Raw genomic sequence first — 14,325 nt, 5'->3', positions numbered from 1 at the left:
ATTTAACTTTTATTTGGCATTACTAATTATATCACTTTTTTCAGCCAATACAATTAAATCGCAGCACCTGAGCGCATACAGTGTATCAAAGATTGTTATCGATGCGGGTCATGGAGGTAAGGATCCTGGAACAGTTGGCAAAATCAGCAAGGAAAAGGACATAACCCTTTCCATTGCCAAGAGGGTCGGAGAGCTAATAAACCAGAACCTACCGGGTGTGAAAGTGGTTTACACCCGATCCGATGATACCTTTATACCCCTAGATGAACGTAGCAGGATAGCTAACCGTGAAAGCGCCGATTTGTTTATATCTATCCATTGCAATGCCGCACCCAACAGGAGTATTACAGGAACCGAAACCTACGTTATGGGATTGCATAAGAGCAACGAGAACCTTGATGTAGCAATGCGCGAGAATGCTGTTATTACCTATGAGGATGAATACCACGAGAAATATGAAGGTTATGACCCTAACTCCGCCGAATCGTTCATAATTTTTACCATGCTTCAAAATGCTTTCCTTGAGCAAAGCCTCGATTTTGCCTCAATTATCCAAGGTGATTTAAAGGAACGTGCTAAGCGTCCCGATAGAGGTGTTAGGCAGGCAGGCTTTCTTGTGCTCTGGAAAACATCAATGCCAAGTGTTCTTGTGGAGGTTGGCTACCTTAGCAATCCAAAAGAGGAGGAATTTTTGAATACAAATGACGGGCAAGAACTTATTGCTTCATCAATTTACAGAGCCATTAAAGCCTACAAGCAAAAAGTTGACGCAATTGTAGAGTCAAACCAGAAAACGGTAAAGCCCGACTCATCAAAACCAGAAAATATAAAGAATGAGTTGACAACAACGGCAAAAGTAAATACAATAGAGTTTAAGGTCCAAATAGCCTCATCGCAAACCCCAATCAACAGTAAAGGAACTCAGTTTAAGGGCATAAATAATATTGACACCCTTGTGGTTAATGGAGTATACAAATACTTGGTTGGTGGTTCGCAATCGTACCAGGAAGCACTGGAATACTGCAAGGTTGTTAAACAAAAGTTTCCTGATGCCTTTGTAGTAGCCATTGAAAACGGAGAGATTATTCCCATTAAAAAAGCCTTAGAGAAGATTAACTCAAACTAGATGCCTACTTTCCCAATAATTGAGTAATTTTGAATTGTAAACAACCAAAAGAACCAGCCATGAAACTCAAACTAACCCGCGAAACAAAAATTGGCCTGTTTGCCCTTACCATACTTGTTGTAATGTTCTGGGGAGTAAACTTTTTAAAGGGTAAAAATATTTTTAGCCCAAACAATGTTTACTACGCCATTTTCAAATCGGTTGATGGGTTAAAAAATACCGATGCCGTGCTAATTAACGGCTTTAAGGTTGGCCTGGTTAAAAATATTGAGTTTCATGACTTAAAGTCGGGGAGGTTTCGGGTGGTATTACTGGTTAATAAGAAGTACAGTCTCCCCCGAAACACTACTGCCAAACTAGTAAGCACCGATATAATGGGAGGTAAGGCCATAAAGCTTGAGGTAGCCCCCGATAGCTTTTACTATGAACCTGGCGACACACTTCCTACCTCCATTGAGGTTGGACTCCTCGATCAACTTGCCTACCAAATGTCGCCCGTAAAGGAAAAAGCAGAGGTAATGATGAGCGAGATTGCTAAAACCCTTGTTGTACTTCAGGAAGTGCTTAACGATGAAAATAAAAAGAACCTGTCGGAGGGTATTGAGAACCTCAATAGAACCCTCCACAACATTGCAAACCTGAGTGCTGGCCTCGACACCATGGTTAACAGTCCAAAAGGCTCCATAAGGTTATCGCTAAGCAATATCGAGTCAATTTCATCGAATATCCGAAAGAATAATGCAGACATTACAAACACCATTAAAAACCTTTCAAGCTTAAGCGATTCTCTATCCAAAGCTAACCTTTACAGCACGCTTGTAAAGCTCGACTCTTCGCTAACCCAACTCCAGCAAGCTTTAACAAAAGTAAATTCAGGCGAGGGTACACTAGGCAAGCTGGTTAATAACGACTCTCTGTACCGCAACCTAGAATCGGCATCACTACAGCTTGAGTTGCTGATTAAAGACATGAAAGCGAACCCTAAAAGGTATGTTAATTTCTCGATAATCGACTTAAGCAGAACCAAATACATCGAAGAAAAGAAAAACAAATAGCAGTTTCTTATATGATTCTGTATATCAATCCGTTATGTTATTTCGACTGTATGTCAATGCTATACAGCAAATCTATATAACCTTTAAATTTAGATTCACTTAACAATAAGTTAACAATCAAATATTTGTGTTATTAACAACTTACATAACTGTATATCAGAGTATTAAAAAATTTTGACGAACGAAAAAAAAATATTTGAGTGATAATAAGATAGTTGTAATGTTAACACAAAAATCAACCTGAAAACCTATTTTTTTTTAAAAAAAATCATTACAATTTTGTTGATGTTGATAACAGGTTGAAAAATTTTCACTCAAATATTTTTACATGTATATGGCAGCTGATTATAAAGAAGTTTGGGAAAACTGTTTAAGAATCATTAAGGACAACGTAACACCCATAAGCTTTAAAACTTGGTTTGAGCCCATTGTTCCCATTAAGCTGGAAAAGAATGTACTCACCATTCAGGTGCCAAGTCCTTTCTTCTACGAGTATTTGGAAGAGCAGTACATTGACATACTGCGTAAAACGTTAAGGAAGGAGTTGGGAGCCGATGCTAAGCTTGAGTACAGTGTAATTATGGAACATAGTGGCTATAATGGTGGCACTCCATATACAGTTAAGTTCCCCACTCAGAACAAAACTGAACTTAAAAACAAGCCAGTTTCAGTTCAGGCCGTTCAGGAAGCACCTATTAAGAACCCTTTCATTATCCCGGGCATTAAAAAGTTAAATGTTGATCCTCAGCTTAACCCTGAGTACAACTTCACAAACTTTGTGGAGGGGACATGCAACCGCTTAGCTCGTTCTGCCGGAATCACCATTAGTCAGGCTCCAGGGAAAACTGCTTTTAATCCATTGTTTATCTACGGAGGCTCTGGGTTAGGCAAAACGCACCTGGCTCAGGCAATAGGAATAGAGGTTAAAAGACATTTCCCTGAAAAAATTGTACTATACGTGAACGCCGTTAAGTTCCAAACCCAGTTTGTGGATGCTTACTTTAAACATAACAACATAAACGATTTTCTTCACTTCTACCAAAGTATCGACTTACTAATACTTGACGATGTTCACGAGTTTGCAGGAAAGGAAAAGACACAAGATGCCTTTTTCCACATCTTTAACCATTTACACCAAACGGGCAAGCAGCTTATCCTTACATCGGATCAGGCTCCGGCCGACCTGCAAGGCTTAGAAAAACGTCTTCTATCGCGCTTCAAGTGGGGTTTGTCGGCTGAACTTACAACACCTGACTTTGAAACAAGGGTAGCAATACTTAAAAAGAAAGTGTATAACGATGGTATAGTAGTACCAAACGACGTTTTGGAATACATTGCCTCAAATATTACCCAGAACATTCGCGAGCTTGAAGGTGCACTCATTTCCATGCTAGCTCAGTCAACCCTAAACGGTAAGCAACTCAGCGTTGAACTTGCCTCGGAAATGATTGAAAAACTAGTTAAAAACACCAAGAAGGATATTACTATTGATTACATCCAAAAGGTTGTTTGCGAGTACTTTGGTTTACCTGTTGATGTGTTAAATGCAAAAACCCGCAAACGTGAGATAGTACAAGCGCGTCAGATTGCCATGTACTTCTCTAAAAGTTTAACCAAAGCATCACTTTCAACCATTGGTAGCGTTATTGGGAACAAAGATCATGCAACAGTTCTTCACGCCTGTAAAACAGTTAACAACCTGATGGAAACCGATAAACGATTCAAAGCCCAGGTGGAAGATATCCAAAAGAAGCTTAAGTATAACGCATAATACTAGTTTTTAGGGTTTATAGTAAAGGAGGGAGCTTACATAGCCCCTCCTTTCTCATTTTCATTCAACATTTAATCAATGAAAATTGTTAGGTTGTCAATAAAGCTAAACAGATTAAAGATTAATACGCTAAAGGAATTATTTTTACTACCAATTTGAGTTCCAAGAATTGAAATTGTGGAAATCATTTTTCACTGGATGATTACTGCGAACCATATTTTTAAGGAAAAAAATGAAGATATTAACTGTAAAGCAATAGCTATGATAAAAATTAAAAACCTTTTGTTCGCTCTCTCCATTGCAACCCCACTAATGGCTCAGCCAAACCCCGATAGCTTAATAGAAGTAATCAGAAACAACGCAAAGGACTCTATTATTCTAAACAAAATATATGAAAAACTAGGGCCAGCAAAGGAGTATAAGGATTCCATTTACGACAAGGTAGTAATCGAATTCATTAAGTCATCAGCATCAAATGGATGGGCTAATGGAGTTGCCAAAGGCAACGATCTTGCAGGAAATAGATATTATGCTAGAGGAAACTTTACCAAGGCTCAGGAGTACTTTCAAAACATTATTGTCCTTTCACAGAAAACAAAAATTCCTGTTGCAATCATAGCCAACGCCTATAAAATGCTTGCAGGAATCCTTTTCAATACAGGAAATGCAGAAGGTGCCATTGAAAAAGCGAATAATGCAATAGACCTATTCCAACAAATTAACGATACCCTAAGCCTGGCAAAGACTATAAATTTGCTTGGGGGTATCTACTGGAATCTTGGAAAACTTGAAATAGCATCCGAAAAACTATTCCAAGCCCTAAGACTTAGAGAAAAACTAGGTGACTCACTTGGTGTAGCACATGCCTATAACAACATTGGCCTAATATACGATACTCAGGGCAAGCAAAATCAAGCACTTGATATGTATTACAAAGCTCTAACCATTTACCAAAATCTAAAAAATAATTTGGGTGTTGGAAGGGCATCAAATAACATTGCTATCATCCTCAAAAACCAGAAAAGATTTACCGAGAGTCTCGACATGTTTCTTAAATCATACGAAGTTGATGTAAAGAACAACAATGTTGACGACCAGGGCAAGACCCTCAGTAACATCGGACAGCTTTACCTGGATATTGGAAATCCAAAGGAAGGCATAAACTACCTATTAAAGGCTAAATTGGCTTTTGAGCAAAGCAAGAACGAGAATGGATTAGCAGCAGTTTTCCTTAATCTTGGTCGCGCCTACGAGCAAGTAGGAAATTACGGCACTTCAGTTGCCTTTTACGCCCGGGCTCTTGAACTTGCTGTTAAGCTTAAATCTATTGAGTGGCAACGCGATGCCCATAAAGGACTGTACTCAATCCTTAAACGCCAAGGTAACTTTAAAAAAGCCATTGAGCATCTGGAGGTGTATAAAACACTCAGCGATACGTTAAGCAATATCTCAAACCTGAATAATCTCGATAAGCTAAAAATTGAGTACGAAACAGATAAAAAAGAAAGTGAAATTGCTCTGCTCCAAAAGGATAATGAGCTGAAACAATTAGACATTAAAAGACAAAAGGTAATCAATTTGTTGCTTCTATCGCTTGTTGTTTTCAGTTTGATAATAGTTGTGCTATCATACCTCTACCTGAAAAAATTGAGAAAGGATAAACGATTGCTACAGGAGATGAATGCAGAGATTTTAATTCAAAAGGAGGAAATTGAAACACAACGCGATATGCTGGAAATCAACATAAACGAACTAAACCAGCATAAAACCGAACTTGCCCTGCAAACCGAGCAAATTGAGATGCAAAATAGACTACTGGAGTATGCCAACCATAGAATAACCGAAGGGCTAGAGTATGCTTCGTTTATACAACGTTCGCTGCTCTCAAACCCCATAGAGTTCGAAAAATATTTCAGTAAACAGGCCATGCTCTACAAGCCAAAGGATTATGTTGGCGGCGATATATACTGGCATCATGAATTTGACAACGGAATAATTTTTGTCATTGCCGACTGTATAGGACATGGAGTAGCCGGAGCTTTTATGAGCATAATGGCAATTAACGCTCTAAAAGATGCAGTAACTATCTTTAAACTAAATAAACCCAGCCAAATTGCAACGCACTTGTATAATGAGTTGATAAAAAACAACGCAAAACCGTTTGATTCAAACCTACTATTAGGCATCGACTTTATTGTTTGCAAGTACACAAAACAGGCAGCAGCGCTGGAATACTCAGGGCACAAAATATCATTTGAGTATTTCGATTCCAATAATAACCATATAACTGTTCGTCCCCAACGTAACCTTAACCGTCAGCTCGGTTTGATTGAATTCAACGATGAATACCTTGATATTACCAAAAAAGGGAAACTCTTTTTCTACACCGATGGTTACCACGACCAGATAAGTGATACTAAGCGCATGAAGCTGGGCAAATCCGAATACATTAAACTGCTAGGTAATACCTTAGATAAACCTGTTAATGAACAGGTTAAACATCTTGAATCATTCCTGGAAAAATGGAAAGGTAATTACGAACAGGTTGATGATGTATTGGTACTTGGAATTGACATTTAGCCTACTTCACCCTCCCATTCGAAACAACAAACCATGGATTAACAAGGTCCTCCTTGTTGTACGAAAGTCTTTCACCCGTTTCGTAGGTTATCACTTTAAAACCAGCACCCTCAACAATTGCCTGACCGGCAGCCGTGTCCCACTCGCTGGAAAGCGAAAGACGGGGATATAAATCCGCTTTACCTTCGGCTATCATGCACATTTTAAGCGATGAGCCAATAGGAAGTAACTCTATGTTTGAGTAACGTTCTGATAAGCTATTAATATACTGAATGGTTTCAGGTGTGCTATGCGACCTACTCTCTACAACCACAATGCTATCGCGATTGCTTGGTAAAGGCAACTTTTGGGAAATAGCTTGAATATCTTCATATGAGATCTCAAAATCATCCTTTGAAAGTAAAGAAGTAACCATATAAGCACCTTCCGAATTAATGGAGTAGTAAAGCTTTCCGGTAACAGGCACAAATACTATCCCTGCAATTGGGTACTTTTCGTATACAAGAGCAATATTTACAGTAAACTCCCCATTACGTTTGATAAACTCTTTTGTTCCATCAAGCGGATCAACTACCCAGAAATAGTCCCAACCTTTACGCTCTTCGTAGATTATACTCCTACCTTCCTCGCTAAGAACTGGGATAAAAGTCTTTGAAAGTGAACTCTTAATTTCCTCATGGGCAAGTCTATCGGCTAGGGTTAACGGAGTACGATCGGATTTAAGATTTACCTGAAAATCATCAGAATTATATACCTCCATTATTTTGTAACCTGCTCTAACCGCAGCACCAATGGCAGTTGAAAGCAGGTTGTGAAGTTCTGGTGTTTCTATCATTCCTGTCGAGTGATTTTGGTTACAAAATTAAACCATTTTAAAATACCATACAACCGCTTACAAACATGCTTTTAAACCTCTTTTATTTAAACCATCATATTTGAAAATGTATTATGTTTATGCCGAAAAAAAAATTAATACCCATGAGCAGTAATCAATTAAAGCCAGAACTTGTTTTCCACTACTTTGGTGAAATATGCAAGATTCCCCGTCCATCAAAGAAAGAAGGTAAAATTATTGCCTACATCGTAGATTTTGCCCAAAAGCATAATCTGGAATTCCGGAAAGATGATGCTGGAAACATTCTGGTAAGAAAACCCGCATCAGCAGGCTACGAGAATAAGCAAGCGGTTGTGCTGCAAAGTCACCTGGATATGGTTTGTGAGAAGAACAGCGATATAAATCATGATTTTAACAATGACCCCATACAAACCTATACCGATGGCGAATGGTTAAAGGCTAAGGGAACGACTCTTGGAGCCGACGATGGCATTGGGATTGCAGCCCAATTGGCTATCCTAGCCTCAAGCGATATTGAGCATGGACCACTTGAGTGCCTTTTCACTGTTGATGAGGAAACCGGTCTTACTGGTGCATTTGAAATGGGAAGCGGATTTTTCAATTCAAAAATTCTTTTAAACCTCGATTCCGAGGACGAGGGAGAACTTTTCATTGGCTGCGCTGGAGGTATCGACACAGTGGCAACTTTTGCATACGAACCCGATAGGGTACCTAGCGATTCTGTTGCCATGAAGCTGATAGTGAAAGGCTTACTTGGAGGTCACTCAGGCGACGACATTGACAAACACCGCGCTAACTCAATAAAGCTTATTAACCGTTTCCTCTGGAAAGGAACACAGCTATTTGATCTTAGACTTGCCAACCTTGATGGTGGTAACCTACGCAATGCCATACCACGCGAAGCATCGGCAATATTCACAATCCATAAGGACGATAAGGCTCAACTGATTCTAACCTTTGAAAACATCAGAACTGAAATTTACAATGAATGGCGCGATGCTGAGCCAAACCTCGAGATCACAATCGAGGACTCACCCCTACCCGATTTTGTAATTGACGAACCTACCCATTTCGATCTACTTAACTCACTATACGCTTGCCCTCATGGAGTTATAGCCATGAGTCGCCAGCTAAAAGGGCTAGTTGAAACCTCTACCAATTTAGCTTCCGTGAAATTTATTCAGGACAACCAAATTCTGGTAACTACCAGCCAACGCAGTGCAGTGGAATCGGCAAAGCATGATATTTCAAACATGGTAGAAAGCGTTTTCCGGCTTGCCAATGCCAACATTCAGCACTCCGATGGTTACCCGGGATGGGCCCCTAACACCAACTCTCAGATACTTGAAATAACAAAAGCCTCGTACAAGAGACTTTTTAAGGTAGAGCCTGTAGTCAGAGCTATACATGCCGGACTTGAATGTGGCCTTTTCTTAAAGAAATACCCCGAGCTGGACATGATTTCGTTTGGGCCCACCATTAAGGGGGCGCACTCTCCCGACGAAAGGCTTCATATCCCATCAACACAAAAGTTCTGGGATTTGCTGCTTGATGTATTAAAGAACATTCCCGAAAACAAGTAATACATCCAAAAAGGAAAAGAACCCAATAGGGTTCTTTTCTTCTTAATACTCAACCCAAACCCGGTAATGACGGTTCGTTCAAGACAAACCCAATCTAGTTAAACTCCTCAAAGTAATCCTTGGTTACATTACATACAGGGCAATGCCAATTGTCAGGTAACTCCTCAAAAGGAGTACCTGCTGGTATTCCATGATCAGGATCCCCAATATTTTCGTCGTATATGTAACCACAAACTCTACACTTGTACATAGGCGAATTATTTTTTGATTAACTTGCAAAAAATTTATCAAAATTACGAAAATGGAAACTAAACACCAACTGGCACTTGTTGTATTAATAATATTATTTACCTGCCCAACTTTAGCATTTGCTCAAAAGAAAAAGGAAATTCGTGAAGCCGGCATTAAACAAAAGATTGAGTGGCGTTATATATACGAAAACGAGAAAGAGACCAAGTACAAGGAATACGAGGCACAATTTGACAAGCAAGGGAACATACTAATGGAAAAAAATTACGATGAAAAAGGCAATACTGTAAAGCATATTGAATACAAATACGATGGTGAAGGAAACGAAATATTGCAGACTACCTTCAACAGTAAAGGCGAAGTTCTTGAAAGGGTGGAAACTACATATAGCAATGGCTTTAAAGTGGAAAAGAAAGTATATGGGCCTAATGGAAAACTGAAAAGTAGAAAAGTTTTTGAATATAAGTAGTATAGTGTAATCCATGAAAGAGAATGATATTAAACAAATAGATTTCAACTACTTAAACCTATGCGATGTGGGCAAGGCGCAATTTATGCGCCGTATCGATAGTAAGTATTTAGTACAGGCAGAATGGGCATTTGAAATACTTTCATTCTTAAAACAACACTACTTTATTGTTGAGAATAAAGAACAGCTAATGCCTGAGTACTTTTCGGAATATTTTGACAGCAGTGGCTTTACCATGTATCTTGACCACCATAACAGGAGGGCTAAGCGTTATAAGGTAAGGCTCAGGCATTACAAAGCTAGCGGCGATGTATTCCTAGAGGTAAAAACACGAATGCCTTCAGGCGAAACATTAAAGAAACGAACCGAAATTACCAACAATTCCATTGATAATCCAACGGTTGAAACCTTTGTTAAAAAAAATATTCCTTTCAGGTTTAATGAGTTAACAAGAACATTGTATACAACCTTTAACAGGATAACCCTAGTATCGTTCGATTTTAATGAACGTGTTACAATGGACTTCAATATACTGCTCAAAAATCCAACCCATGCCGTAAACCTTTCAAATATTTGTGTGATAGAATCAAAACGGGACAAGTACAACTCGTCAAGCTTTCTTATCAATCATTTAAAGCAACACGGTTATAGACAAACCGGTTTTAGCAAGTACTCAATTGGGTGCGCCCTTTTGTATAATAACCTAAAGTCCAATAACTTTAAGCCGATAATTACGCACATTAACAAGTACAAAAATGAGAATGCTTTGGTTAACACTTCAAGCTGATTCGTTCCAGCTATTTGGAATCGATATCATAAATACGAACGATTTTTACACACTTCTCCTACGGTTTATCCTGAACACTGTTGTGTTATGGATTGCAGTCCGTTACCTATACTACCCACGTACCTACCGTAAAGATTATGTTTTTACATACCTTATGCTTGGCGTGGTTGTATTTTTTATGTGCTTTCTGCTTGCAAACGTCAAGCTACAGCTTGGTTTTGCCTTGGGGTTATTTGCCGTTTTTGGGATTATTCGCTACCGGACCAACCCAATACCAATTAAAGAGATGACTTATCTCTTTTTCATAATTGCCATCTCGTTAATAAATGCCATATCGTCGAAAAAGGTTAGCTATGCAGAACTGCTATTTTCTAATTTTGCGCTATTAGGCGTGGCTCTAATACTTGAAAAAGGCCTTTTCATTAAACATCTATCACAGAAAGTGATAGTTTACGAAAAAATCAACCTCATTACCCCCGATAAAAGGGCAGAACTTATAGAGGATCTGAAGAAACGAACTGGTCTTGAAATTAAGAGTGTAGAAATTGGCAAGGTTGATTTTGTTCGCGATATAGCCTGGCTAGTTGTTCACTTTCCCGCTGAAAACTTTAACGATACTAACACCCCACAAATAGATGCCAGGGAAGTAGTAGATGATGACGATTAAATAATCTCTACCATTTTGAATGGAGCCTTTACCAGGGCCTGAAAATCACGACCTAAGTTTTTAATGGTGTCGTCATCCTCCTCAAAGTACCAGTTAATAACCACATTATGTCCCTGTGAGTAGGCCTCATCAAGCATCCTCATTATGGTGAAAATAAACCGGTTTGAACCGCTATTGATATACTCCATCTTCAGGTTGAGCCTGGTTAATGGTTCAGGTTTTTTAAGGTAATCTTCAATCCATTTAATAACCGGCTGGTAAAAAGCAACTGCATCCTCAGCAATTGAGCGTCCTGAAATTTGCAGAATACCCGGTTTAAAATCAATCTCCGGCGTTTTGGAAGTGCCCTTGATGTATAAATTTGTCATGGCCTAAGTCTTTATCAGCATGTAAATTTATAAATATTATACCATACAAATAAAAAAATCCGCCCAAAATAGTTAAACGATAGGCGGATAAATTTGTTCGGTGTATCGACTAAATTCCCAATTTCTTTGCTAAATCAACAGGAACAGCCTTTTTATGAACCATAATATTTGTTGATTTGTACAGTACAAATGCCCTTGAGGCATAAAAATATCCTTTGTACTTACCATCGGCACCCCAACTATTCTTCACTTTGTAAAATGTGTTCCCCATCTGATCGGTTGCCTTGCCTACCAGCACCATACCATGGTCATCGGTTGTTTGATAGTTATCAAAGGCAAGTTGCCTTATCTCCTGGGTAATTACCATTTCCTTAACTGGCTTCTCGAATGAGTATAAAGTTTTTTCCTTCTCACGGTTCGAGAGTTGAGTCCAGCGCTCCTTGTCGGAACCGGCATTTTCCTTGTCATCAAAATCAGGTACTATAGCTACACCCTTACTCCAGTTAAACCCTTTATCGCTAACATCGCTTGCCCAGGCAACCGGGTAACCGTTATCGATGGCGCTTTCAATAATCCTATCAAAATCACTTAAAGGCACATTGTAGGCCTCGCCATGTATCCAGTTATCGGGTAGCTCCAGAACAAATTTCTGGTAAAAGGGATGATGGCTGAACGAGGTTATAACCACGTAATCGTCAGGATTTATTCCTAGCTGTTTTGCAAACAATTCTGGTGTGTATGTTTTGCCATTGTAGGTAAAATTCTGGGGTAATGAACCAAAGTAGGCATCCAGTATACCATCGAATGCTTTTTTCCAAGCGGTGGAGAGTTTACGGTTTGGATTTTTAACTATTGCATCTACAAAAGCCTTAGTAACGGCATCAACCTCGCCGTGTACATGCGATTCCTCCCCATAGCTTAAGCCCTGATACACGTCCATGGGTACTATCCCAAACCGCTTAATGGCTTCCAGCACATCGAAGAATGAACCACCGGGTCCAAAATTATTGGTACCATTGAACCTGACATACCTATCGGCTTTCATGGCGTAGATATTCCTAACCACAAACATAGGCGAAAGGTCAACGGCCGGTTTCCCCATTCGCAAAAGCTCTGACTCCAGAAATGCCATTCCTGAAAAACTCCAGCAGGTGCTTGAGCGGTTTTGGTTCTTAACCGATGTTGTGGGTATAACCTTAACATCAGTAAAGGCATAGGGCTCTTTTGCCTCGTCCTTTTTATCCTGAGCAAACACTACCCCAATCGCCATGATTAGGAATAGCAAAAGGCTGAAAAAGTATTTTATCCGCTTCATAACTATGAATTTTGGTTTGTTAAGTTTGATTTTACCTTACGTATAAGGTTTAACCGGCTAAAATTATTTGATTAGATGGGCTAAAGTATATCTACGGGGAACTCAATGGAGAATGTAGTTCCAAAGCCCTGCCTGCTATTTACCGATATTGTTCCCCCCATTTTATCAACAAACTCTTTGCATAGGAGTAATCCTAACCCCGAACCCTTTTCGTTTTGGGTACCAGGTGTTACAATGCTTTTATCAATCCTGAACAGTTTTTCGATATTTTGGTCGGGGATACCAATACCATTATCTCTAACTCTGATTAAGCATTTACCGTTAGCTACTGAAGCATCAATCGAAATTTCACCTCCAGGTCTTGTAAATTTCACAGCATTACTGATCAAGTTCCTCAGAACTGTATTCAGCATATTCTCATCAACATAAAGTTCAATGTTAGCCGGGATATCAACGGTTAACTTGATATTCTTGTCTGTTAGTCGATTCTGTACTAATTCAATATTTTGGTTTACCAAAAGCGAAAGGGAAACCCTTTGGGGTTTATTTTGAATGTCGCCCATCTCGTTCGATGACCAGTCGAGTAAGTTTTCAAGTAACCCATAGGTGGTTAATGCCAGCCTATTAAGTTCCCCCATAAACTTTTTTGTTTTTTCCGAACTTAACGTTTCAATATCGGTTAAAAGAAAGGCAGTAGAGTTTACCAAAGTGCTAATAGGGTTGCGTAGATCGTGTGCAATAATCCTGAAGAATTTGTTTTTTGTAGCATTGATTTCTTCGAGTTTTTGTTTTTGTTGTTCAATCTCACTCTTTTGCCTTTCGAGCATGGCATTCTTTTCCGATATCCATTCGTAGGTCTCCCTGAGATGTTCTGCCTGAACCTGAAGTTCCTCCTTTTGTAAAAGAATTTCCTGTGTGCGTTCCTTAACCAAGCGCTCCAACTTGTCGCGCTCCAGTATTAACTTGTAATGCCAAATTTTAAATATCGAATATATTAGTAAAAAAACAAGCAAAGCGTAACCAATGTATGCATAAATAGTTCTGTACCATGGTGTTTTAACCTCGAAATGAAATTCTAAAACAGGGCTTTCAACCCCGAAAACACTTCGTGCTTTAACCTTAAATACGTACTTACCCTCACGTAAATTAGTATACTCCTTCCTGTAATCAGTCGACCACTCTGACCATCCCTCATCGTTGCCAACAAGCTGGTAACTGAATTGACAAGGCTGATCGGATTCAAAGTATGGCCATGAGTATGAAAATTTCACTGAATTCCTTTTGTATGGAAGTACTATTCCTAAATCAATGATAGGATCAGCTATTTTTTTGTACAAATACGCTCCAAAAACTGTATCGCATTCAACCAGGCTATAGTTGTTACCATTAAAGAGCACAGAGTCCATATTAATCGCCCTATAAATAACTGGGGCAGGTAAGTTAAAGTAGTTATACCCCTTAGCAGGCCGAACCTGAAAGATACCCTTGTCGGTGGACAC

The 14,325-nt window shown here is 39.2% G+C and carries 13 protein-coding genes; 8 read left to right on the top strand and 5 right to left on the bottom strand.

Annotation, left to right across the window (positions count from 1 at the left end):
- Positions 1-13 precede the first annotated feature (13 nt).
- The 4 genes from WHS63_RS11125 (at position 14) to WHS63_RS11110 (ending at position 6,532) form a co-directional block, all read left to right on the top strand.
- A complete protein-coding gene (locus tag WHS63_RS11125; RefSeq protein ID WP_445205170.1) occupies positions 14-1,126 on the top strand; it encodes an N-acetylmuramoyl-L-alanine amidase family protein in 1,113 nt (370 codons plus the stop codon).
- 59 nt (positions 1,127-1,185) lie between these two features.
- Positions 1,186-2,181 (top strand): MlaD family protein, encoded by a 996-nt coding sequence (locus WHS63_RS11120; RefSeq protein ID WP_445205169.1) that lies wholly within the window; start codon positions 1,186-1,188, stop codon positions 2,179-2,181.
- 334 nt (positions 2,182-2,515) lie between these two features.
- Complete coding sequence (dnaA, locus tag WHS63_RS11115; RefSeq protein ID WP_445200857.1) at positions 2,516-3,952, top strand: chromosomal replication initiator protein DnaA; 1,437 nt, start codon at positions 2,516-2,518, stop codon at positions 3,950-3,952.
- A gap of 261 nt (positions 3,953-4,213) precedes the next feature.
- Positions 4,214-6,532 (top strand): tetratricopeptide repeat protein, encoded by a 2,319-nt coding sequence (locus WHS63_RS11110; RefSeq protein ID WP_445201632.1) that lies wholly within the window; start codon positions 4,214-4,216, stop codon positions 6,530-6,532.
- 1 nt (position 6,533) lies between these two features.
- Here the strand turns inward: WHS63_RS11110 and cysQ are convergent, their stop codons facing one another.
- Entirely contained in the window at positions 6,534-7,367 is an 834-nt protein-coding gene (gene cysQ, locus WHS63_RS11105) for a 3'(2'),5'-bisphosphate nucleotidase CysQ (protein WP_445205168.1), read from the bottom strand.
- Positions 7,368-7,510: 143 nt separating this feature from the next.
- Here cysQ and WHS63_RS11100 point away from each other — a divergent pair, with 143 nt between their 5' ends.
- A complete protein-coding gene (locus tag WHS63_RS11100; protein WP_445205167.1) occupies positions 7,511-8,971 on the top strand; it encodes an aminoacyl-histidine dipeptidase in 1,461 nt (486 codons plus the stop codon).
- Between the two features lie 94 nt (positions 8,972-9,065).
- On the opposite strand, the gene WHS63_RS11095 is transcribed toward WHS63_RS11100, so the two are convergent.
- Positions 9,066-9,221: a rubredoxin gene (locus tag WHS63_RS11095; protein ID WP_369488278.1), complete on the bottom strand. Its 156-nt coding sequence runs from the start codon at positions 9,219-9,221 to the stop codon at positions 9,066-9,068.
- A gap of 51 nt (positions 9,222-9,272) precedes the next feature.
- Between WHS63_RS11095 and WHS63_RS11090 the strand changes: the two genes are divergently transcribed.
- The 3 genes from WHS63_RS11090 to WHS63_RS11080 are packed head-to-tail and all read left to right on the top strand — an operon-like array spanning position 9,273 to position 11,143.
- Positions 9,273-9,689 (top strand): hypothetical protein, encoded by a 417-nt coding sequence (locus WHS63_RS11090; RefSeq protein WP_445205166.1) that lies wholly within the window; start codon positions 9,273-9,275, stop codon positions 9,687-9,689.
- A gap of 13 nt (positions 9,690-9,702) precedes the next feature.
- Positions 9,703-10,476 carry a VTC domain-containing protein gene (locus WHS63_RS11085; protein WP_445205165.1) on the top strand — a complete coding sequence of 258 codons (774 nt, stop codon included), beginning with the start codon at positions 9,703-9,705 and terminating at the stop codon, positions 10,474-10,476.
- On the top strand, positions 10,445-11,143 hold the full coding sequence (locus WHS63_RS11080; protein ID WP_445205164.1) for a DUF4956 domain-containing protein: 699 nt from the start codon (positions 10,445-10,447) through the stop codon (positions 11,141-11,143). Before WHS63_RS11085 ends, WHS63_RS11080 begins: the two co-directional genes overlap by 32 nt.
- Here the strand turns inward: WHS63_RS11080 and WHS63_RS11075 are convergent.
- The 3 genes from WHS63_RS11075 to WHS63_RS11065 all read right to left on the bottom strand — a co-directional run.
- Positions 11,140-11,511, bottom strand: coding sequence for a DUF1987 domain-containing protein (locus WHS63_RS11075; RefSeq protein WP_445205163.1), 372 nt, complete (start codon positions 11,509-11,511; stop codon positions 11,140-11,142). The two genes, WHS63_RS11080 and WHS63_RS11075, sit on opposite strands and share 4 nt — an antisense overlap.
- 109 nt (positions 11,512-11,620) lie before the next feature.
- Entirely contained in the window at positions 11,621-12,826 is a 1,206-nt protein-coding gene (locus tag WHS63_RS11070) for an aminopeptidase C (protein ID WP_445205162.1), read from the bottom strand.
- Positions 12,827-12,906: 80 nt separating this feature from the next.
- On the bottom strand, positions 12,907-14,325 hold a 1,419-nt coding region (locus WHS63_RS11065), incomplete at its 5' end, for an ATP-binding protein (RefSeq protein WP_445205161.1).

It is taken from the genome of Tenuifilum sp. (assembly GCF_037481895.1).
Taxonomy (GTDB): domain Bacteria; phylum Bacteroidota; class Bacteroidia; order Bacteroidales; family Tenuifilaceae; genus Tenuifilum; species Tenuifilum osseticum.
This window is presented reverse-complemented; position numbering and strand designations above follow the sequence as displayed.